At 48.5% G+C, this 22358-nt stretch carries 20 protein-coding genes; 16 read left to right on the forward strand and 4 right to left on the reverse strand.

Features of this window, described 5'->3' with window-relative positions; genetic code table 11:
• Window positions 1-345: 345 nt before the first annotated feature.
• On the forward strand, window positions 346-2940 hold the full coding sequence (locus C8E01_RS13475; protein ID WP_116543964.1) for a phosphoenolpyruvate carboxylase: 2595 nt from the start codon (window positions 346-348) through the stop codon (window positions 2938-2940).
• 104 nt (window positions 2941-3044) lie between these two features.
• On the opposite strand, the gene C8E01_RS13480 is transcribed toward C8E01_RS13475, so the two are convergent.
• Window positions 3045-3599, reverse strand: coding sequence for a 3'-5' exonuclease (locus tag C8E01_RS13480; protein WP_116543965.1), 555 nt, complete (start codon window positions 3597-3599; stop codon window positions 3045-3047).
• Window positions 3600-4242: 643 nt separating this feature from the next.
• Here C8E01_RS13480 and C8E01_RS13485 point away from each other — a divergent pair.
• Window positions 4243-6561: a GH92 family glycosyl hydrolase gene (locus tag C8E01_RS13485; RefSeq protein ID WP_116543966.1), complete on the forward strand. Its 2319-nt coding sequence runs from the start codon at window positions 4243-4245 to the stop codon at window positions 6559-6561.
• Between the two features lie 758 nt (window positions 6562-7319).
• On the opposite strand, the gene C8E01_RS13490 is transcribed toward C8E01_RS13485, so the two are convergent.
• Together C8E01_RS13490 and C8E01_RS13495 are read right to left on the reverse strand one after the other, a co-directional pair.
• Entirely contained in the window at window positions 7320-8738 is a 1419-nt protein-coding gene (locus C8E01_RS13490) for a sugar MFS transporter (RefSeq protein ID WP_116543967.1), read from the reverse strand.
• A 101-nt stretch (window positions 8739-8839) separates the two neighbouring features.
• On the reverse strand, window positions 8840-9553 hold the full coding sequence (locus C8E01_RS13495) for a hypothetical protein (protein WP_116543968.1): 714 nt from the start codon (window positions 9551-9553) through the stop codon (window positions 8840-8842).
• Window positions 9554-9807: 254 nt separating this feature from the next.
• On the opposite strand from C8E01_RS13495, the gene C8E01_RS13500 reads away from it, so the two are divergent.
• From C8E01_RS13500 to C8E01_RS21680, 4 genes are all read left to right on the forward strand, one after another.
• Window positions 9808-11061: a glycosyltransferase family 1 protein gene (locus tag C8E01_RS13500; protein ID WP_116543969.1), complete on the forward strand. Its 1254-nt coding sequence runs from the start codon at window positions 9808-9810 to the stop codon at window positions 11059-11061.
• Window positions 11062-11098: 37 nt separating this feature from the next.
• Window positions 11099-12301: a UDP-galactopyranose mutase gene (gene glf, locus C8E01_RS13505; protein ID WP_243409570.1), complete on the forward strand. Its 1203-nt coding sequence runs from the start codon at window positions 11099-11101 to the stop codon at window positions 12299-12301.
• Between the two features lie 65 nt (window positions 12302-12366).
• A complete protein-coding gene (locus tag C8E01_RS13510; RefSeq protein WP_116543970.1) occupies window positions 12367-13560 on the forward strand; it encodes a glycoside hydrolase family 1 protein in 1194 nt (397 codons plus the stop codon).
• 173 nt (window positions 13561-13733) lie between these two features.
• Window positions 13734-13895 carry a hypothetical protein gene (locus C8E01_RS21680; protein WP_165820638.1) on the forward strand — a complete coding sequence of 54 codons (162 nt, stop codon included), beginning with the start codon at window positions 13734-13736 and terminating at the stop codon, window positions 13893-13895.
• Between the two features lie 391 nt (window positions 13896-14286).
• Here the strand turns inward: C8E01_RS21680 and C8E01_RS13515 are convergent, their stop codons facing one another.
• Window positions 14287-14661 carry a hypothetical protein gene (locus tag C8E01_RS13515; protein WP_116543971.1) on the reverse strand — a complete coding sequence of 125 codons (375 nt, stop codon included), beginning with the start codon at window positions 14659-14661 and terminating at the stop codon, window positions 14287-14289.
• A gap of 106 nt (window positions 14662-14767) precedes the next feature.
• Between C8E01_RS13515 and C8E01_RS13520 the strand changes: the two genes are divergently transcribed.
• From C8E01_RS13520 to C8E01_RS13570, 10 genes are all read left to right on the forward strand, one after another.
• Window positions 14768-16222 (forward strand): tyrosine-type recombinase/integrase, encoded by a 1455-nt coding sequence (locus C8E01_RS13520; RefSeq protein WP_243409571.1) that lies wholly within the window; start codon window positions 14768-14770, stop codon window positions 16220-16222.
• A gap of 751 nt (window positions 16223-16973) precedes the next feature.
• Entirely contained in the window at window positions 16974-17522 is a 549-nt protein-coding gene (locus tag C8E01_RS13530; RefSeq protein WP_116543973.1) for a hypothetical protein, read from the forward strand.
• A gap of 101 nt (window positions 17523-17623) precedes the next feature.
• Complete coding sequence (locus tag C8E01_RS13535) at window positions 17624-18205, forward strand: hypothetical protein (protein ID WP_116543974.1); 582 nt, start codon at window positions 17624-17626, stop codon at window positions 18203-18205.
• 100 nt (window positions 18206-18305) lie between these two features.
• Window positions 18306-18779 carry a hypothetical protein gene (locus C8E01_RS13540; RefSeq protein ID WP_116543975.1) on the forward strand — a complete coding sequence of 158 codons (474 nt, stop codon included), beginning with the start codon at window positions 18306-18308 and terminating at the stop codon, window positions 18777-18779.
• Between the two features lie 134 nt (window positions 18780-18913).
• Complete coding sequence (locus C8E01_RS13545) at window positions 18914-19276, forward strand: DUF7674 family protein (protein WP_133242767.1); 363 nt, start codon at window positions 18914-18916, stop codon at window positions 19274-19276.
• A gap of 263 nt (window positions 19277-19539) precedes the next feature.
• Window positions 19540-19986, forward strand: coding sequence for a hypothetical protein (locus tag C8E01_RS13550; protein ID WP_133242768.1), 447 nt, complete (start codon window positions 19540-19542; stop codon window positions 19984-19986).
• Between the two features lie 73 nt (window positions 19987-20059).
• Window positions 20060-20479, forward strand: a complete 420-nt coding sequence (locus tag C8E01_RS13555) for a hypothetical protein (protein ID WP_116543978.1) — start codon at window positions 20060-20062, stop codon at window positions 20477-20479.
• A 70-nt stretch (window positions 20480-20549) separates the two neighbouring features.
• A complete protein-coding gene (locus C8E01_RS13560) occupies window positions 20550-21026 on the forward strand; it encodes a hypothetical protein (RefSeq protein WP_133242769.1) in 477 nt (158 codons plus the stop codon).
• Between the two features lie 105 nt (window positions 21027-21131).
• The gene (locus tag C8E01_RS13565) at window positions 21132-21602 is read left to right on the forward strand and encodes a hypothetical protein (RefSeq protein ID WP_116543980.1); all 471 of its coding nucleotides are present in this window, start codon (window positions 21132-21134) and stop codon (window positions 21600-21602) included.
• A 101-nt stretch (window positions 21603-21703) separates the two neighbouring features.
• Window positions 21704-22285 (forward strand): hypothetical protein, encoded by a 582-nt coding sequence (locus tag C8E01_RS13570; protein WP_116543974.1) that lies wholly within the window; start codon window positions 21704-21706, stop codon window positions 22283-22285.
• Window positions 22286-22358: the final 73 nt, after the last annotated feature.

A 22358-nucleotide genomic window follows, 5' to 3' on the forward strand; every position in this document is an offset into this window, starting at 1 on the left:
TTTGAAATGATTAACTAGTGATCAGGATTGACAAAGTGCAGCATGAATGTACATATAAAAATCAAATGGAATACAGGAAGAAGCAATTGAATTCATGTTGCTGCTGCGCCAGAACCTAATAGCCCAGGCCGCTCGTCTGCCCTGCTCTGACTAGTACAATAATAAACTGACAGGGCTGGAAGAAGGGGGTGTAAACAGACAAATGAAGGGCAATTTGCGACAAAAAAGCGAAGCCTGGTTTAGGCCCTGATGCAGGCACTTGCCAAAGGTTATAAGCTGCATACCTGTACCCTCCAATCAAAATTTCTTATCTTAAGAAAATTTTACGACTGATCCCCTGAAACTATGAACACACAAAGTACCCTGCGCGCCGACACCAACCTGGAAGCCTTCTCCACCCTGGTTGGCACGCGCTATGAAATGTATAACAGTCTGTTTTCGTCGCTGCCTTTCCACCGGGTGGAAAAAACAGGCGTGCTGCTCTCGCTGCTGGTACTGCATTGTGAGGACGGCTACCAGCGACAGCAGAGTCCGCAGGAGATCATCCAAAGCTTCTTTGCGCAGTACACCAACTACCGCACCGAGCAGGAGCAGCACGACCTGCTCTTCCGTTTTGTGCAGTATGCAGAACGGCAGGTGGTGCTGTTCGATGCCCTGGAAGAGGCGGCCTTCCGCGACACCCACGACATGCACGGCGCAGGCACCCTGAACCAGCTGAGCATTGCGGTGCTGCACGAGCAGGCACAGGAGCATTTGGCCCGCAAGCTGCAGGAGTTTGCGGTGCGCATGGTCCTCACGGCCCACCCTACGCAGTTTTACCCGAGCAATGTACTGGGCATCATCAACGACCTGTCGCAGGCACTTGCGACTGACAATACCTCGCAGGCGCACTCATACCTGCGGCAGCTGGGCAAAACGCCTTTCTTCAAGAAAGAGAAACCCACTCCCTATGAGGAGGCCGTCAGCCTGATCTGGTTTCTGGAGAATGTTTTTTACCGTGCTTCCGGCGACATTATTTCTTACCTGGAGGCACAGTTTCCGGGGGTAATCCGGCCGGGCTTTAAACTGATCCGGATGGGCTTCTGCCCGGGAGGGGACCGCGACGGCAATCCTTTTGTGAAAGCAGACACTACGCTGCAGGTGGCCGATGCGCTGCGGGTTGCGGCTATCAGGGCTTACTATGCAGACATACGCCTGCTCAGGCGCCGCCTGACTTTCAGGGGCGTGGAAGATCTGCTGAAGGAGTTGGAGGCCAAACTCTACAACCACCTGTTTGTGCCCGGCTATACCCTGGATCTGAAGCAGGAGGATATTCTCACTTCACTGCGGGAGATAGGCAGGCTGCTACTGGAGGAGCATAACAGTTTGTTTTTAAAACAAGTGGAGGCACTGATCACCAAAGTGGAGCTCTTCGGCCTGTTCTTCGCCACGCTCGACATCCGCCAGGATTCCTCTGTGCACAGCCACCTGTTTGAGGAGCTTTCGCAGCGCACCGACCTGCTGCCAAAAGACTATGCGCAGCTGCCTGATGGGGAGAAAATTGCTGCCCTGACAGGTATAGCAGATAGTCTGCAAGACCTCGATCTGTTCTCAGACGATGAGCTGCTGCAGGACACGCTGCAAACTGTAACCGCTATCCGGACCATACAGGAGCGCAACGGGGAGGAGGGATGCCACCGCTACATCATCAGCCACTGCACCAGTGCCCTCAATGTGCTGGAGGTCTATACCTTGTTCCGCCTGAATGGCTGGCAAGCCGAGGCCCTCACCGTAGACATCGTGCCGCTCTTCGAAACGATTACGGACCTGCGGGAGGCGGCGGCCGTTATGCGCCAGCTCTATGAAAATGAGGTATACCGGGAGCACCTGCAGCGGCGCAGCAACACCCAGACCATCATGCTCGGCTTCTCCGACGGCACCAAAGACGGCGGCTACCTGATGGCCAACTGGAGCATCTACAAAGCCAAGGAGGCGCTCACGCAGGTGAGCCGGGAGTATGACGTGGAGGTGATCTTCTTCGACGGGCGGGGAGGTCCGCCGGCACGAGGTGGCGGCAAAACGCAGCAGTTTTACGCCTCCATGGGCAACAACATCGCTAACAAAGAGATTCAGCTCACCATTCAGGGCCAGACGGTGAGTTCCAACTTTGGATCCGTGGATGCAGCCCGCTTCAACCTGGAGCAGCTCCTGCATGCCGGCATCAGCAACAGTCTGTTCAACCGCAAAAAGCCCACGCTCAGTCCCGACGAAGACCAGCTGCTGCAGGAGCTCGCCGAAGTGAGCTACGACGCTTATGTCGAACTGAAGAACAATCCGGTTTTCCTGGAGTACCTCACCTATGTGAGTCCGCTGCGCTACTACGGTGAGGCCAACATCGGGAGTCGCCCCTCGAAGCGCAAATCCGGCAAGCTCAACCTGGATGATTTGCGCGCCGTGCCCTATGTGGGCGCCTGGAGTCAGCTGAAACAGAACCTGCCGGGTTATTACGGCGTGGGCAGAGCGCTGGAGGCGTTACATGCGAAAGGGGACTGGCCCAAACTGCAGCAGCTCTACAAACACTCGCTGTTCTTCAAAACCCTGCTCGACAACTCCGAGATGGCCATGAAGAAGTGCTTTTTTCCGGTGACGGCCTACCTGGCGGAGCATCCCACATACGGCCCGCTCTGGCAGCAGATATACGAGGAGTTTGAGCGGACGAAAAAATACGTGCTCCTGCTGGCGGGAGCCGACACACTGATGGCCGATAAACCCATGGATGAGCTCTCGATCCGGCTGCGGCAACGCATCGAGTTACCGCTCATCACGATTCAGCAGTATGCCTTGGCCCGCATCCGGAGTCTGGAAGAACAGGGGGCAACGCCGCAAGAAAAACAGGTATACGAGAAGTTGGTGATGCGCTGCTCATTTGGTATCATCAACGCCGAGCGGAATTCGGCCTGATTATACCTGGATGGACGCCCACTGCTGGCCGCCAAGGAAAGTGGGGAGTACGGGTCTTTTCCCTTTTAGGGGAATACTGCCGCCGGGTGACTTCACATTAGCGATCAGACACGGCTGATCTTGCTCCCCATGCGCACATCAAACTCTGCCTCTGAGCTCGTACCCGTCAGGTCGAGGGCCTTTAGTGAGAGGCGGGCGCAGGCGTCGGCATCGGAAGCGGCGCGGTGATGCAGAAAATCAATGCGGTGCATGTTGCAGAGTGTTTTGAGGTCGTACTTGTGCATCCCTTTCCAGATGTTCTTCGAAAACTTCAAGCTGCAGGTATAGCGTGCCTCCGGCAGCGGAATGCCATAGGTGATGAGTGTTTTGCGCAGCACGCTCATGTCGAAACTAGCGTTGTGGGCGATCAGCAACTGGTTTTCGAGGTAGGGTTTCAGCTGCGGCCAGAGCTCTGCGAAATCAGGCTGGTCCTTTACGTCAGCGGGCCGGATACCGTGCACGGCGATGTTAAAGGAATTGAAGTTCGGGTAATACAAAGGCTTGATCAGCCAGGAACGCGTCTCGACGATGCGCCTGTCTCGTACCACGGTTATACCTATCTCACAGGGGCTGTCACGTTGCGGTGTGGCCGTTTCGAAATCAAGCGAAATAAAATCCATCAGGCGACTAAGTTTAAAATGCAGGGTAAAGAAAAGCAAAGGTGCAATTTAGTCAATTTGCCTGTACTATGCTTAAGCGCTGCTCAGGTGGGTGCAAATACAGCCTTTGAACACCAGGTAAAACAACAGTGATGATGGATTCCGAAAACTATCTCTTTGAGGACAAGTCAGAACGGGAGTTCGAAACTTGCGACCATAGGTCAGTAGGGGTGTCATGTTCGGAGTTAAAATGCCAGTAGTAGACCGATATACAATTTTACGCAGCTTTAAACACCGCTCCCGCTCCTCTCAAGGGCAGGGCCGTTTCATTCTCTCTTTTTGTCATCCTGTAAGGATCTTGGTAAAGAGGGCCCCTACCCCCGCAAGTAGGATCGGCTTAACCTCCGGGGGTAGGTGCCCTCTATTTCAACCAAGTTTCTTAACAGAATGACAACATGTTTCTTTGCCTGATTTCTTAGAATGAAACAGCCCTCCCGGGGGTAGGGCCCCTCTATTGGGATTCGGATTGATAAATCCGAATCCGCACTTCTGGTAGATTCAACCGAATCAGCTATTCTGGCAAAGCAAGGGGCTATATTTTAAAAATAAACCATAACTTTAAACACGTCATCTTAACCTGATTTCCGAACAGACAGTCCACTCTATGAGAAGTATAGCCCTTTCCGTTCTCCTGTTTATACCTATTCTGGCCTTTGCACAAAAGAAGTCCTCAACCCCTGATCTGGTCAGGTATGTCAACCCCATGATCGGAACCGCCAAGATGGGCCATACCTATCCGGGTGCTACGGTGCCTTTTGGCATGGTGCAGCTGAGCCCCGATACTGATACCATTCCTTACGAGGTGAACGGCAAGTATAACAAGGACGTGTACAAGTACTGCGCCGGCTACCAGTACGACGATAAAACGATTGTCGGCTTCAGTCATACGCACTTCAGCGGCACCGGCCACTCCGACCTGGGCGACTTCCTGATCGCACCGACCAGCGGCAAACTGCAGCTGAATCCGGGTACAGCGGACATACCGGAGAGCGGCTACCGCTCGGCTTTCTCGCATAAAAACGAAGTAGCAGAACCGGCTTACTACAAGGTGAAACTTGACGACCACAATATCCTGGCAGAGCTCACAGCCAGCAACCGCGTGGGCATGCACCAGTATACCTTCCCGAAGTCGGACGAGGCGCACATCATTCTTGATCTGATGTCGGGCATCTACAACTACGACGGTAAAACCACCTGGACTTTTGTGCGCGTGGAGAACGATACCCTGATCACTGGTTACCGCCAGACCAACGGCTGGGCCCGCACCCGCACCGTATACTTTGCGATGTCCTTCAGCAAGCCTTTCCACCAGTATGGCAACCAGGATTTTGCAGAGGCACAGGTATACAAAGGCTTCTGGCGCAAGTTCGACCAGACCAAAAACTTCCCCGAGTTCGCCGGCAAAAAGATCCGTGCCTATTTCGATTTCAAGACCGAGGAAGGAGAGAAGATCAAGATCAAATTTGCCTTGTCACCGGTGAGTACCGAAGGCGCTTTGGCTAACATGAAAGCCGAGATTCCGCACTGGGACTTTGAGCGGGTGAAGCGTGAAGGGCAGGCCGCCTGGAACAAAGAACTCAGCAAAGTGGTGGTTGATGCTGGTAAGGATGACCTCGTGAATTTCTATACCGCCATGTACCATTCCTTTCTGGGACCCACCACCTACATGGACGTGGACGGCAGGTATAGGGGCATTGACATGAACGTGCACCAGGCCGACGGCTTTACCAACTACACCAGCTTTTCGCTCTGGGATACCTACCGGGCGCTGCACCCGCTGTTCAACATCCTGCAGCCCGCCCGCAACAACGACATGATCAAGTCGATGCTGGCGCACTACGACCAGAGCGTACACAAAATGCTGCCCGTTTGGTCGCACTACGCCAACGAAAACTGGTGTATGATCGGCTACCATTCCGTGCCCGTTATTGCGGATGCCGTGATGAAAGGAAACGGAAACTTTGATGCGAACCGCGCCTTGGATGCCTGCGTGCAGACCGCCCGCACCCGCTACTACGATGGATTGGAGTACTATATGGACATGGGCTACGTGCCGGAGGACAAGAACGGCTCTTCCGTATCGAAAACGCTGGAGTACGCTTACGACGACTGGTGCATTGCGCAGATGGCCAGGAAATTGAACCGGCAGGACATTTACGAAGAATTCAGCAAGCGTGCCGAAAGCTACAAGAATGTGTACGATTCCAAATCCGGCTTTATGAGACCTAAGTTGAGCGACGGCACCTGGAAGAAAGAATTCGACCCGCTGGACACGCACGGACAGGGCTTTATCGAAGGCAACTCCTGGAATTACAGCCTCTACGTACCGCACGATCCGGCGCAGATGATTGCCATGATGGGAGGGAAGACCCGCTTTGCCCAGCACCTGGACTCGCTCTTCACGATGGAGCTGCCGGACAAGTACTTCGAGAATACCGAAGACATCACCAGAGAAGGCATCATCGGCAACTACGTGCACGGTAACGAGCCCTCGCACCACGTGCCTTTCCTCTACAACTGGACCGACCAGCCCTGGAAAACACAGGAGCGCACCCGCATGGTGCTCAAAGCCATGTACAAACCAACAGTCGACGGCCTGGGCGGCAACGACGACTTCGGGCAGATGAGTGCCTGGTACATTTTCAGCGCCCTGGGCTTTTATCCGGTCGCTCCCGGCTCGGATCAGTACGCCATTACTAGTCCGGCGATCAAGTCCGCCACGATCAACCTGGAGAACGGTAAGACCTTCACCATCGATGTGAAAAGCCAGAGTGATAAGAATGTGTATGTGCAGAAAATGGAGTTGAATGGGAAGCCTGTGAATCGTACTTACCTGACGCACGACGAGATTATGAATGGTGGGAAGATTATCTTTTACATGGGTAGTAAGCCGAATAAGAAGTTTTTTTCTGTAGCGCCGTAATGAGGTATAGGTATTATTGAGGATAAGTATTATCAAGGGCGCGAGCGTCCACGCTCGTGACGGCTATGGTGGGGCATCCGGCCCCTTGGTCTGGTATGCCTATACCTGGCGTAGCGTCTGTATAGCTATACCTATTCTGTTCTGTTTCATAGCTTGCCCTGGCCGGGCGGGCCTCACTTTTTTCCTTGATGAAAATCGAGGGCCCCTACCCCCACTCGCTGACCGTTCTTGACAGGGGGACCCCTTCACCCCCAACACAAAATAGTCGCTGGTGCACCGGGCTGATGTAATCTATTCCATAGCTGAGGTGCAAGTTAGTCTTGCTATACCTGCCAGCAGTAGTTCTCAACAGTGCCTAGACCTCCGAACTGGTAGTTGCCAAAACTCCCCTCCTTGGATAAGGAGGGGCAGGGGTGGTTGGACCCGGTAGAGCATAAGAGCTCTGCAGCAGCTACAACGCTTCTAACCCGGTAGTGGTAGTAGCAGAAATTCTCCATCGGGGTAGGGTCCTCTATAAAGAGAGGGGCAAGAGTGTGTTATAGCAACTGCCTTAACCCCCTGCAACCAAGATCCTTTCAGGATGACAGACGGGAAAGCAGTAACGAAAAAGTCTCCCTTCGAAGTCGCCAGGGGCATGACAATCATGCGCGAAAATCCTGTCAATCTAAAAATCCTGTAAATCCTGATTCAGACAAAAAAAAGACCGCAGGTTTATCCCACGGTCTCTTTTTTTGAAATTTAATGTCTGTCGGTTATACCTATACCTCCTTCACTCTATACCCCACAAAGCCATAGTATACAATGTAGGCATAACAGATCATCGGGATGATGAAGGAAAGCTGCAGGTCGCCGGTTACGTCGGCGAACAGGCCTTGCAGTGGCGGCACGATGGCACCGCCCACGATAGCCATAACTAAGAGCGAAGAACCCTGGCTAGTATGGCGGCCGAGCCCTTTGATGGCCAGGTCAAAAATGGTTGGGAACATGATGGAGTTGAACAGACCAATGGCGATGATCGCCCACATGGCCAGCGAACCTTCCGCCAACACGCCGATCAGCAGCAGTGCGATCACGGCCATGGCAAACAAACCTACGGTGCGGTTAGGTATAAAGCGAGCCAGCATCAACACGACCACGTTCAGCGCAATCAAACCAAGGATGATCAGCGCCTGGTTCAGGTCGTACAGCGCGTAAACCGTCACGAAAGTAACCACCGCAATGAGGGCCATAACTGCAAACTTACCCGCGCGCTTTAAAGTACTTAGTGCCACAGCCCCAAAGAAGCGACCGATCATGGCTCCGCCCCAATAGAAGGCCAGGTAATGCTTCGCCTCCGATTCAGACAAACCGGTGATCTGTGGAAGTTTGATGTAGTTGATCAAGGCACTGCCGATACTTACCTCACCACCTACATACATGAAAATGCAGATGATGCCCAGTACCAGATGCGGGTGCTTCACAGCCACTGCACCGGTTTCTATTTTCCCGCTGCCTTCCAGTCGTGGAAGTCTTGCCACCTTGATGAGTAATGCCAACAGCAGCAGCAGCGCTGCAAGTCCCAGGTAGGGGAGTTTTACAGAGTCAGCGGTATCTATCTGGGCAGATGCCACCTGGTCAAAGATCAGGTAACCCCCGATGATAGGGGCGATGGTGGTACCGAAGGAGTTCAGCGCCTGCGACAGGTTCATACGGCTGGAAGATGTTTCAGGCGGGCCGAGGATCGCCACATAAGGGTTGGCCGTGATCTGCAGCACCGTGATGCCCGAGGCCAGCACAAACAAGGCCATCAGGAAAAGACCATAGCTATGAAACTCAGCTGCCGGATAGAACAAAGTGCAGCCTAGCGCCGCTACGATCAGACCGATGATGATGCCGTTCTTATACCCGATTTTCTGGATCGGGTCGCCTTTGGTAATGGAAAGCATAAAGTAAAAGAACGACACAATGAAGTATGCCCCAAAGAAGGCCGTCTGGATGAGCATGGCCTGCCAGAGCTGCAGCGTAAACACCTCCTGCAGTTTCGGGATCAGGATGTCGTTCATGCAGGTGATGAAGCCCCACATAAAGAACAGGAGCGTTACGACAATTAGCGGGGAGGTATAGTTTTTATAGTCCCGCGGCGTTTCTTTAGACTGTGAAACAGCCTCTTCGGTGGTAATGGGCGTAATGGATGGCATTCAGGTATACGTTAGTATGTGGGTTATTATGGTGTATAAGGTATGACAATATAGCGTTTTTCCGGAAGTTATCAGGATGCTTTAATTTTGTTTTTTACGTACTACCACTCGTAGAGCAGCTCGTTCCCTCTTTTGCCCACGACCACAATCGCATCCATTTTACGCAGGCAGTACGTAATCTGGCGGCAGCGGTGCATCGGCAGCCCAGTAGCTTGTGCCAGGCATTTGTTAGAAAAGGGTTGCACCAGGGAAGGTGGAAGAAACTCCAGGAAATCGGTGCTCTTGCTGAACACCCTGGAAGAGACGACACTGACCAATCGTCTGTCTTTCAGGCTTTCGCGTTTGCGACGCTTGCTGCCTTTGCCATCTTTGCAACGCACTTCCTCTTCCTGTATCAGCGGAAATTCAATAGAGAAATTGTCATGGTTCATTAACTCTGGCAGGCGCACGAGTTCCTCAAACAGATCGGTAAGCGCACCCTTCGTCGTGGACTTTCTTCTGGACAAGGTTGTGCCCCCGGACTTGTCTATCTGCACGATCCATTTTTCGAACGTGATCGGATGCAGCATGTGCACGCGGTGCTGCTGTACGAGGGTCTGCAGTTTCTGCCGGATGGCGGTGAAATTACGGGTCTGTATCTCAACCAACTGCTCGCCACGCACCAGGTCTATAACAAAACCACCAACAGGTACTTCAAAGCAGTCGCCTGGCTGGGCGTACCATTGCTTCAGGGCAGCATGCAGCGAGCGCTCGTTGCGCATGCCGATGCCATTCCCCTTTGCACTGTCTTTAGCTGCTGCCTGTGATTGATCCATACCTGCCTTCCTCTTTATCAGGATGCAAAATAGACATTCTGTCTTAAAACTGGTTAATCGGCTAAATGTAATTCAACATCGCTCTTCTGTAGGTATAAACAATAGAAGAAATAAGTGTAAAAACCGGTGCCTATCCGTATAATTTCTTAAGCTGATTTAGCACAAATAACGTAGTTAGAGAATCCCTAATCATCAGGTAGGCAAATTCTATATGCTATCGTGTAGCCTGGCCTTACTGTCCTTAATACAATGCTATGTTTAAAACAAACTCTGAATCAACTGTGCCGGTAACTACCGACGAAGACAACTCTATTGTTGTACCAATTACAAAAACCGAATCACGCACAAATAAAAGGAGTGACGGGGCATCATCCACCAGGTTTCAGAACCTGCCAGATGTGGTTTGCCTTTCGCACCTGCGCTGGGATTTTGTGTACCAGCGGCCACAACATTTACTCTCGCGCTTTGCCAAACACGTGCGTGTTTTCTTTGTGGAGGAGCCCCTGTTCACTGACTGCCAGGAGCCATACCTGCAGGTAGATGAGCGGGAAGGGCAGGTGCACCTAGTGGTGCCACACATACCCCACGGCATGGCCGCAGAAGCAATAGAAGCAGCCCAGCGGCGCCTGCTCGACCAACTATTTGCCGAGCACCAAATCGCACATTACCTTTTCTGGTTTTACACCCCCATGGCCCTGGGCTTCACGGACCATTTTACGCCTGCGCTTACCGTGTATGACTGCATGGATGAGCTTTCGGCCTTTAAGTTTGCGCCTGCCCAGCTTAAAGAGCGCGAACTGGCACTTTTCCGAAAGGCTGATCTGGTATTTACGGGAGGTCAGAGTCTGTACGAGGCTAAGAAAAAGCAACATCCGCAGGCCCATGCCTTTCCGAGCAGCATCGACAAGGCACACTTTGCGCAGGCGCGCACTCCTTTGTCCGAACCCGCTGATCAGGCAGGTATACCCAGCCCCCGCATCGGTTTCTTTGGGGTAATAGACGAGCGCATGGACCTCGGGCTTTTAGTAGCCCTGGCAACTGCCCGACCAGAATGGCAACTAATCATGATCGGACCAGTGGTGAAGATCGACCCAGCCACTTTGCCCCAGCACTCCAACATTCACCACCTGGGAGGAAAGTCCTACAAGGAACTGCCGGCCTACCTGAGCGGCTGGGATGTAGCGCTCCTGCCGTTTGCCATCAACGAGTCCACTGAGTTTATCAGCCCAACCAAAACACCCGAGTACCTGGCAGCCGGAAAGCCCGTGGTGTCAACACCTATCCGGGATGTGATGCGACCTTATGGCGAGGCCGGCCTAGTGCACATTGCCGACACGCCCGAAGCCTTTATCACCGCTGTCGAAGATGCCCTGCTGCAGCAGCAGGACGAGGCGTGGCTGGCCGCGGTGGATGGTTTTATGGCCGACCTTTCCTGGGACAACACCTGGAGCAGCATGACGAATCTGGTCACTCAGGCACTGGAGTTAAAGAAACAGCAGAAATCCTGATCAGGAGTCCCTCACTTACCTTATAGTCTTAAATCTTATGTTCGATTACCTGATCGTGGGAGCGGGGTTTGCCGGCAGTGTACTAGCCGAGCGCCTGGCCTCACAGCTGGATAAAAGAGTACTCATCATTGACAAGCGCCCGCACATTGCCGGCAACGCCTTCGACCATTACAACGAGGACGGTATACTGGTGCACAAGTATGGGCCGCATATCTTCCACACCAATTCAAAGGAGGTATTCGATTACCTGTCGCAGTTTACGGCCTGGCGCCCTTATGAGCACCGGGTGCTTGCCAGCGTGGACGGACAACTGGTACCCATGCCCATTAACCTCGATACCATTAACAAACTGTATGGCCTGAGTCTGACGTCCTTTGAAGTGGATGATTTTTTTAAATCCGTGGCGGAGGAAGTATCGCCGGTGCGTACCTCCGAAGATGTGGTGGTGAGCAAAGTGGGTCGCGAGCTTTACGAAAAGTTCTTCCGCAACTATACCCGCAAACAGTGGGGCATGGATCCGTCGGAGCTGGATAAATCCGTGACCTCCCGCGTGCCGGTGCGCATCAACCGCGACGACCGTTACTTTACCGACACCTTCCAGGCCATGCCGCTGCACGGCTACACGAGTATGTTCGAAAAGTTACTGGCGCATCCCAATATCAAGATCATGCTCAACACGGACTACCACGAAATACTCAACGTGATACCTTTCAAAGAGATGATCTATACCGGTCCGGTGGATGAGTTCTTTGACTTCCGGTTTGGCAAACTGCCTTACCGTTCGCTCGGGTTTAAGCACGAAACGCTGGATACGCTGGTGTACCTGCCTGCTGCGGTGGTCAACTACCCGAACGAGCACGCCTATACCCGCATCACTGAGTTTAAGTACCTGACGGGGCAGCAGCATTCCAAGACCAGCGTGGTGTACGAATACCCGCAAGCCGAGGGAGACCCGTATTACCCGGTGCCACGCCCCGAAAATGCGGCCATTTACAACCAGTACAAAAAGCTGGCGGATGCTACGCCGGGGGTTCATTTTGTCGGCAGGCTGGCTACCTACAAGTACTACAACATGGACCAGGTGGTGGCACAGGCTCTCACGCTTTACAAAAAACTGGCCGGCCAGGAAGAAGTGTTACCTTTTTTGGATGGTGCTTCGATCGGTCACAACGGGCATAGCGTAAAATTAAACGGGGTAGGGCTTCAGGTTGAGACAAAGAGCAACGGCAAAGCCACCTGATCAAGATAATGATCCAAACCGCCGGCTGCATGTGAGGTAGCAGGCAGAACTTATTTCCTTGGCTTATGGCAGAAAACTCAATCTTAGAGGATAGTCCTTTTCAATCTTTTTGGATGGCTGGTTTTGAGTGCACCGATAAACTCAATGCCTTTGGTAACCGGGTAGACTTCCTTACCCTGACGGGCCACCTCGCGCTGCTCAGGCAGGACTACAGAAATCTGGCTCCCTTTGATATCAGAACCGTGCGTGAAGGTATACGGTGGAGCCAGGTGGAGAAAGCGCCTTACCAGTACGATTGGACCACCGTTAGCACCATGCTGAAGCAGGGCAGGGCCTTGGGCATACAGCAGGTATGGGACCTCTGCCATTTTGGGTATCCGGATGATCTGACACCACTGCACCCCATGTTTGCCAGACGATTTGCCGCCATGTGCCGTGCGTTTGTGCAGTTTTATCGCACTCATTTCCCGGAGGGCCCCCTGGTGGTCACGCCTATCAACGAGGTGAGTTTTATCGCCTGGCTTGGGGGAGATGTACGGGGCACGTCGCCGTACTGCACCAAACAGGGTTGGGAGGTGAAGTATGCTTTGATGCGGGCATACATAGAGGGGGTAGCGGCCATGCGTGAAACCGATCCAAACGTGCGGATACTGACTACAGAGCCACTGGTGAACATCGTAGCTCCACACGATTGCTCGCCAGAATTGCAGGCCGAGGCACAGCTGGCACATGAGCACCAGTATCAGGCGGTGGATATGCTGTGCGGTCGTATTTGCCCGGAACTGGGTGGCAGGCCGGAGTACCTCGATATACTGGGGCTCAACTACTATTACAGCAACCAGTGGGAACTCGGTACACACGCACAACTGAGCTGGGTGAACGAGCACCAGGATGAGCGGTGGCAGCCTTTGCGGAATCTGCTGCAAATGGCCTATGCCCGTTACCAAAAACCCATCGCTCTGACAGAAACAAGCCACCCGGGCATAGACCGTCCGCACTGGATCCGATTTGTCGCAGAAGAGTGCGCCGCCGTTTTACAGGCAGGTATACCTTTGTGGGGAATCTGTCTGTACCCCATCATCGACCGACCCGACTGGGACCATCTTTCTCCCTGGCACCGGGCAGGACTTTGGGACGCGGAGGAAGAGCCCGGAGAATTGCCTGAACGAGTGTTGTATCAGCCCTATGCGGACGCCCTGCTGGAAGCGCAGCAAATAGTGGAGGAAGCTTGTGTTCCGGCTGCCCTGTTTAAGGGTTAAATAGACTTACTTCTGAGAGGCAACCCCTTTTATGCGATAGTTTAGGCGGGTGTATTTAATGAAATAAATATTCTTGCAAGAGAAGATGTACCTACAATAACTATCTGAAATAAAAATTAAGGGTATAATGTATACACTTACACTTATTAGCTAAACAATAATTGCATTAGATTATGAGCACCAGGGCAGAAAACCAACAGAAGAAGCAACGCCAAAAAGAATTTCAGGAAAGGAAAGAATACCTGGAGCGCCTTAAAGCAGAAGCAAAAAAAGCCAAACGCGATACATCCAAAAAGAAAGACGAGACTGACGGTATGGACAGGAGTGGAGACTAAGTACTTCGTTTTGGCTAGTTTTATTATCTCAGAAAGCTCTTATTCTTTTCTACAAATAGCATTCCTATTACTCAGGTTATTCGGTGTCGAGAACAAAAAACCCTGTAAACTTATTATTTACAGGGTTCTTTGTGAATAAGTAGGTATGACGCTACTTGTGGTTGTTACTTTCCGATGCAGAAAGTAATAAGCACATGCAAGGTGTTGAAATACAGTGTTTTAGTTGGTGTATGCGACTGATTAGGTACAATTGGGGGACAGGATAAATTCGCTTATAGTTTATCACTGTCAAGTCGAAAAACAAAGTTAATATTTTTTTCTCTTTTCATTACCTAGCTCCAACAAAACATCCAACAGAACTGTGTAACTCAGGTATTAACTAATATTTTCCTTACTTCTCCATGTAGGGCTGCCAGTTCACGATCAGCACCTTCTCCTCAGGCAGGAGCATATATCCATAGTCATAGCAGAGATGGTAAGTGTTTCCCTTCTGGGTGCGGTAAACCTGTGTCAGGTAGCGGAAATCAAAGCCTGCCAGCTCCAGGTACTGGCGAGGGAGGGTGATCTTACCCTGCGGACTGAACTGTTTGAGAATGCTGCGGTTCTTTCTTAATGCAGCATTGATTTGGAGAATCCTGCGTTCGTGTTGGTTCTGTACCTTGACCATATTGTTGGCCAGGTGTCTGCAGGAGTCAGAGCAGTAGCGCTTATCGCTTCTGCCCACGATGGCTGTTCCGCACTGAGTGCATGTTCTGGCTTGGCTCATAACTTACCCGCGTTTGTACTCGCGTATATCCGTGTATACTCGCGTAATAACACGGCTACGGTTTAGAAAGGTTTTACTTTTGCATTCAGTAACTGTCTCCTTTTCCATGGCTTATCCCGATCAAAAACCTATTCTGTACCTGAACCCGCTGGAGCACGCAGGCAGGGCTTATATTCGTATCTGGCACAAGCCCAACCCCTTCCTCTCCAAACGACTGAAGGAGGCTGGCTGGATCAAGTACAGCAAAACCTACAAGTGCTTTGTGATGCACCGCAGCAGCCAGGCCATTGAGATGACGCACCAGCACTTCCAGGGGCTGGCCAAGGTGGACACAAGGTACCTGTTCCGGCCCAGGCGCCTGCGTCCGGCGGAAGGAGCCGTTATCCTGCAACAGGACAGGCATGTGGCAGAACCACTGGAAAAGGTGCCTGCACGTCCCGTCGTGCGCCTGCAGCCCCTGGAACACCAGGGCAGGCCGTATGTACAACTCAGCTACCAATACAACCAGGAGATCTATTCCTGCCTGAAGCAAAGCAAAGTGGCCAGGTGGCTGCACGACATGCAGTTCTTTGTCATCCGCACCGAAAGCAGCAGTCTGCACACGCTGCTAACCGAGGTAGAGCGAGTAGCCCAGGTGTGGCTGGCGCAGACCATGCAGGTGAAGGACATGGCCCTGCAGGCCCGGCTCTGGGAACAATGCTACCGGAAGGGCGACGGCTATATTGCCTGCCCGCTTCCCTACGTGGAGAAGCTGTTTCTGCTGAATTACAGTCTCAGTACCATCCGCACTTACCACAGCCTGCTCCTGCGCTTTCTGAACGCGCACAAGGACAGCGGGCTGGAGGGCATACATGCCTTTTCAGAAGAGGCGATCAACCACTACCACCGCCAGATGGTGCAGGCCGGCACCTATTCCGTGTCGTTTGTGAACCAGTCGATCAACGCGGTGAAATTCTACTACCAGCGCGTGCTGCTGCGGCACGAGGTGCAGCTGGGCCAGGTGGAGCGGCCCGAAAAGCCCGAGCGGCTGCCCCAGGTCCTGAGCAAGCAGGACGTGCTCAAAATCCTCTCCGTGACCGAGAACCTCAAGCACCGCTGCATGCTGCAGCTGCTATACGCAGGAGGCCTCCGCATTGGCGAAGTGATCAACCTGAAGCTGACAGACGTGCAGTCAGAGCGCAACCTGCTGCTGATCCGTGGGGGCAAAGGCAAGAAAGACCGCACCACGCTGCTCTCCCAAAAGCTGCTGGAAAGCCTGCGTGCTTATTACAAACAGTACAGGCCCAAGGTGTGGCTCTTTGAGGGGCAGACGGGCGGGCAGTACACGGTGGAGAGCATTCGCAGCGTGTTCCGGGCCAGTAAGGAGAAGGCGGGCGTGAAAGCACCTGCCACGCCACATACCCTGCGCCATTCGTTTGCCACGCACCTGCTGGAGCAGGGAACAGATTTAAGGTATATCCAGGTGCTACTGGGACATCGGAGCAGCAAGACCACCGAGATCTATACCCACATCACCACCCATGCGCTGGATAAAATTGTCAGTCCGTTGGATAATCTCTAGCAATCACCTATATTAGCTTAACGATATAGACTCATGCGCACCACAGCCACAAGTAACAGATTCAGCAAGCAAATGAGCGCGAATGCGCGCTGCAGCAACTGCGCACATAGTGCAGATAAGCGTATGTTGTCGTATATACTATAGTTGGCCGTGATTGGGATTATTTTCAGATTTCAAAAGTGGCGTGTCTTTCAGGCTTTTTAGGGGCTGGGCGGCATCAAAGGCCACTAAAGCGGGCAACGATCAGGAAAAGAGCCAAAGGCATAAATGGAATTTGGGCCTGAAGTCTTGCTTCGGCGGTGCCGGGAGAAAGCCAGCGCTTTCGGACGGGGGCGTCCAGGCAAGACTTTGGTGGGGCGAAGTTAGCGTTGGGAATTGACAAAGTCAAGGGGCTGACTTCGGCCAGGTGGCTCTTTTTCAGAGTGTTGCCCGGCAATAGAGAGGCCAATGATTGAATTAGTCTTTCTTTGGATGGTGGCCAGCCCCGGGCCTGACGCCTTCTGCAACGTCGCCAATAGAGCATTAACGGCATTGCCTCCGGCTAAAGCGCCACTTAGAAGGGAATATAAGCGGAGAAAATAACCCAACCAGAAAGGCTGTTTTCCCTAAATAAAAAACACACAGTACCGGGAGAAAAAAGGGAAAACAACCTCGACCAACACTGTCCAGATGCCATTGGAGGAAATTTGCTGAGCACAGCGAACCTCCAACGAAACACCATCTGGACTAATCGTTGTACAAAATAAGAAATATGAAAAAAGCTTTTCTCATAGCAGTTTTAACGACACTTGGTCAGTTTGGCTTTGGGCAAGAGCTCACCAGGAAAGAATTATTGAGCTTTTATGAATCAGCAATCAGTGATTACTACTCACAAACTTTTTTCAACCAAACAAATCGGGAACACTTAATATTAAACGACAGTTTGCCAGAAGGCTTGAGGGTAAAATACCCAAACTTTATACTTTTCCCTGTTACTGAACGAGAAGGAATCAAAAAAATAGAAAGAACAAAAGGTAAAAGCGGGACATTAAATAAAATAACCTTAAAAGAAATTAGTCCCGACACAATGGACATTATCATTAATAACTGGAGTGTCACAGTAAAAAGGGTTCTTAAAATTCACGAAGGCAGATTAATAACAAAGAACATTAACTATGCTTTTGGTTGTGGTGGGACAATGGGTTATGTACCTGAAGCTAGACTTGTCTATAATAGAAGTATTAAACAATGGGAATACTTTTCAAAAGCCGCATTGCTTGAAATAAGAAAAGAAGAATTAGAATCCCACAGAAATAGGTAAAATTACTTTGTACAACCAAGCCTATAAGTTATGCTGCGGCTGCGCCTTGCACACCTTATTAGGCGAGACCGTTATGCGGCATTTATAATAAAAAATTAAATATGAGTTTAGATATAAACGTCTATACAAAAGACTTATCGGACGACATAATACCTCAAATTGTCAAAAGGCTAAATGACTATGAAATGGTTGTTGAAGTACATCCCGACTTTTCCTTTGAGAACCAGACAGGCTTTCTTCCATTCAAATTTCGATTAAAAAATCCTCCCCTTGAAGTTCTCAATGATAAGGAATTGATAAGTGGGTTTGAACTCTACATTGACGACTTTAATTTGCAAGAGGAGAAGGAAAAGCTGAAACCAAAGCTTAGCTTTATTGACAAGTTAATAGGTAAAAAAACAACAGAAATTCCATTTGCAAGCCCTGCAATTGAAGATAAGCTTAAAAATTTTGATAAGGTTATTACCTTCGTTTGGCACGCAGGTGATAGCTTTGAGTTAAGGTTTGCGTCACTAACCAGCGCGATTTTAACTGAATTAACAAATGGAATTTGTTACTATCCAGCAGATGATATCTGGTATGAAACAAAAGGTATCGTTGAGGAGACATACAAGGAAATCAAAGCATATGAGCAGTCTCTCAAGGGGAAAGAGATAAAGTATCATGAATTTGATGAATGGTAGAGTAGGAAAGAATAACGCTGCATAACCACAGCTATAATATAGCTATGCCATATCATAGCCCAATCCGTTGGGGGGTATTTTGAATTAAGAGTAAATAATAATGATGTACAAATCAAAATTTAAATTGTTTGGGCAGACGGGCTTTATAGTAGCTCTTGGGCTTTTTATGCTTGCATTAGCTGTTGGACTTCTCATAAAGGCTATAACTACGGGTCAAGAAGTCCGAACAGTCATTTTGGTCGGAGTGGTAATTTCACTTGGCCTCCTATTTATCTGGAATAAAATATTGACCGAGATAAACCAAATTACAATCACAGATTCATCAATTGAAATTGTGAATGTATTTACAAAGCGGAAAAGGAAAATCATCAGACAGGACATCAAAGGATTCAAAGACACCTTTAAAAATGGCTATACTATTTTGATTGTTGGCCATAATGAAAAAGTTTTAGCCAAAATTCATGATTACTATTATCAGGAATTTATAGAATTAAGAGAGAATTTGGGAATAAAGTATTTAGAGCGTGTACCTACTTTCTGGAATAAATTAATCAAGGTAGAATCTAATCATTAAAGAAAAACAACCCCCAACCAAGCCTATAAGTTATGCTTCGGCTGCGCCTTGCACACCTTATTAGGCGAGACCGTTGTACTTTATAGAAATTATGGAAAACAGGAATGATAAGTGAACATGATAGTATAGAAATTATGCTGAAGCTCTTTCCTGATTTTAAGGCAAAGCTTGAAGAACATAGAAATTTCTGGAAAGATGACGAGTATGAATTTGGCCTAGAAATGGCGCAATTCTCTTCATTTGCCTTTGATAAAATAAAAGGTGGAACAGATGAAGACGTAAACAAGCTTGCTGACTTTGCAGAACAGATGTTGGTTGAAGGAAATGAAAAAGTGCGCTGGGCGGCTAAGTATGAATTTTTGGAAAACATTACCAATAGTGACGGTGAAAGAGACTTTCCAATAGAAAGGTTCACAAGGAAGTTAAAGCCTCACTCTATTGAGTTCTGCAAAGAACTTGACAAAGGCTGGGGTACTAAAACAACAGGAATCTATTAAGAACTACAAAGTACAACACAATGCTTAAGTTACCTCGCTCACGCTGCGGCATCTTAAGCACGCGGCCGTTGTGTGCAACCAGCTTAGGTCAATCTGAACAATCAATGACAGGTTATATCTTACTAAATAAAGACAAGTTAATTAGGACTTTCGTTTGGACAGCAATAATCCTTACGACCGCGTTTTGCATTTGGACCTATAACAACTGTGATAGCGGAAATTGCTATAACAGTGCTGACTTCATTATTGGAATCGCCACAACTTTGTTAATCCTGCCGACATTTTCAATAACAATAGAGACAATACAGAGCTACATTGAATATCGAAGAACCAAGGAGTTTTTTAATAGCATTCCGATGGGTGAGCTATTGAAAAATGGATTTAAAGAAAACTTGTCCGAAAAGGAAAGCAAATGGTTCATGTCTAAACTAATTATTGTGGGACAGTTTGACAATTACCACATGATTTGTGAAGTTGAAAACGGTAGACTTCGAGTAATAGCAAAGACAAACTATGACCATTTGGATACGTGGGACGATAAAGACATTGATTCCATTCAGCAATCATTCAGGCATGTAAGGTTTGAGTATGACGGAGATGGGATAGCGACTTCTTTAAAAGTAAGTGACGTAAAGAAAATGACCTATGAAAGTCTGGTGAGTCACTTAAAAGAATTCGTAAAGATGTTGAGAAAATTAAAAGTCGAGTAAAACCGGCAGCACACAACCACACCCATAAGCCAGCTACGCCGCCTTATGGCCAAGTCCGTTATGAAAAATAAGAATGAATAGAAACCTACTAAAAATTGCAGGTATAGTAAGTGCTATAGTTGTAGTCATAATGATAGGTGGTTTCATATACGTCTTACTATCAATTGATAATAGTTTTTGGGTAACTTCAAGAACAATTAATATGAAGTTAGATGACAGAGCAAAAGAAACTTTTATTGTAATTGATAAACAGGCAATTCATCCTAATTCAATGGAATTAAGAATGACTGGTTCTTTAAATGGACAAGGAATACTGAAGTTTGGATGGAGTGATTCTTCATATTATCGTTCTGACACAATAAACGGAGACTTCAATATTTACTTTGAAAGGCTTGATTGGTATAGTGACACCTGCTTTTTTAAGTTTGAGCCTTTGTCAGCTACTAATGGTGATTTAAAGATTGAGTGTGAGATCTTTTCAAGTAGAAAATGACATTTCATAACCACACCCATAAGCCAGCTACGCCGCCTTATGGCCAAGTCCGTTAGCCTTGATAATAAACATGAATCCTAAAAGAATTCTGTATCTACTTTACTGTGGAACTTGTGTTATCGCTGGTTTAACATTGATGGCTGACTTCTATCTGCCAAAGAAACAAGAAAATATACGAGTAACAGATACAAGGATAGAAAGCAGTAGAACCAGAAGTTCATCAGCCCATCCCTACAATTATTTCCTGACAATTGAAGGAAAGAAAATAAGTGTAGATGGATTAGTTTTTACAAAAACCAATAGAGGTGATACAGTGACTGTTGTGAAAACAACTATGTTAAATAGACTATACGGGTTCAAGGTTAACGATGAAGTTACTAGGGTTGCTTTCTCTAGTCTTTATAATCTATTTCCATTAATTCCTGTATTATTACTTATTCCCAGTTTAAGCTTCTTTGTGAGAAGGGATACAGCGCTTAGTGAGTTTCTGGTGCCATTAAACTTAATTGTTCCTATTATAATTGGGTTGATGGAATTGTATAGTTGATGGGATTATAATAAAAATTACGGAGGCTAACATGGTGTAAGCGGTACCTTCGGCTGTTAGCCTAGTCACCGCTTACACGAACCGTTATATCTCATACAAAGAGAAATGAAACAACTTGAAGAATTAAATAATAAGCTAAAACAGAAGGTATCTACCTTTAAGGCTGCTATCATCTTAGGGTTCTTCATCGGGTTTGGGATTATATCTAATATCATTCCCCCAGAAGCAGGAAGTGACATTGGTAAAGCAGGCTTTCTTCTTATTATAATTATTGGCTTTACCTTCTGGGGTATAGGGTATAATATCGCCACAATGTCTATCAGTAATCTTATTACTTGGATTCTGAAAGATTTCCTTAAAATCAGGATTAATAAAGAGAAACTATTTATCCTATTGACATTATCGTGTTCCCCACTTGCTTTGGGAACTATAACAGGTATCACAAGAATGATTGATAAATCCTTGGATATAGGGGTTTATACTTTAATTGCTTTAGCTATCCTCGTATTCATCACGCTATACCTGAATATTGGTGGCTTAAAGAAAATGGCAATAAAAGAACCGGAGAAAAACTGAAAAAGTACATGATATAACCCTGCACATAAGCCAAGCTTCGGTATACCTCGCTCGTTTTATGTGCTAATCCGTTATGCGGCATTTATAATAAAAAATTAAATATGAGTTTAGATATAAACGTCTATACAAAAGACTTATCGGACGACATAATACCTCAAATTGTCAAAAGGCTAAATGACTATGAAATGGTTGTTGAAGTACATCCCGACTTTTCCTTTGAGAACCAGACAGGCTTTCTTCCATTCAAATTTCGATTAAAAAATCCTCCCCTTGAAGTTCTCAATGATAAGGAATTGATAAGTGGGTTTGAACTCTACATTGACGACTTTAATTTGCAAGAGGAGAAGGAAAAGCTGAAACCAAAGCTTAGCTTTATTGACAAGTTAATAGGTAAAAAAACAACAGAAATTCCATTTGCAAGCCCTGCAATTGAAGATAAGCTTAAAAATTTTGATAAGGTTATTACCTTCGTTTGGCACGCAGGTGATAGCTTTGAGTTAAGGTTTGCGTCACTAACCAGCGCGATTTTAACTGAATTAACAAATGGAATTTGTTACTATCCAGCAGATGATATCTGGTATGAAACAAAAGGTATCGTTGAGGAGACATACAAGGAAATCAAAGCATATGAGCAGTCTCTCAAGGGGAAAGAGATAAAGTATCATGAATTTGATGAATGGTAGAGTAGGAAAGAATAACGCTGCATAACCACAGCTATAATATAGCTATGCCATATCATAGCCCAATCCGTTGGGG

This window comes from Pontibacter virosus, assembly GCF_003096355.1.
Classification (GTDB): Bacteria; Bacteroidota; Bacteroidia; order Cytophagales; family Hymenobacteraceae; genus Pontibacter; species Pontibacter virosus.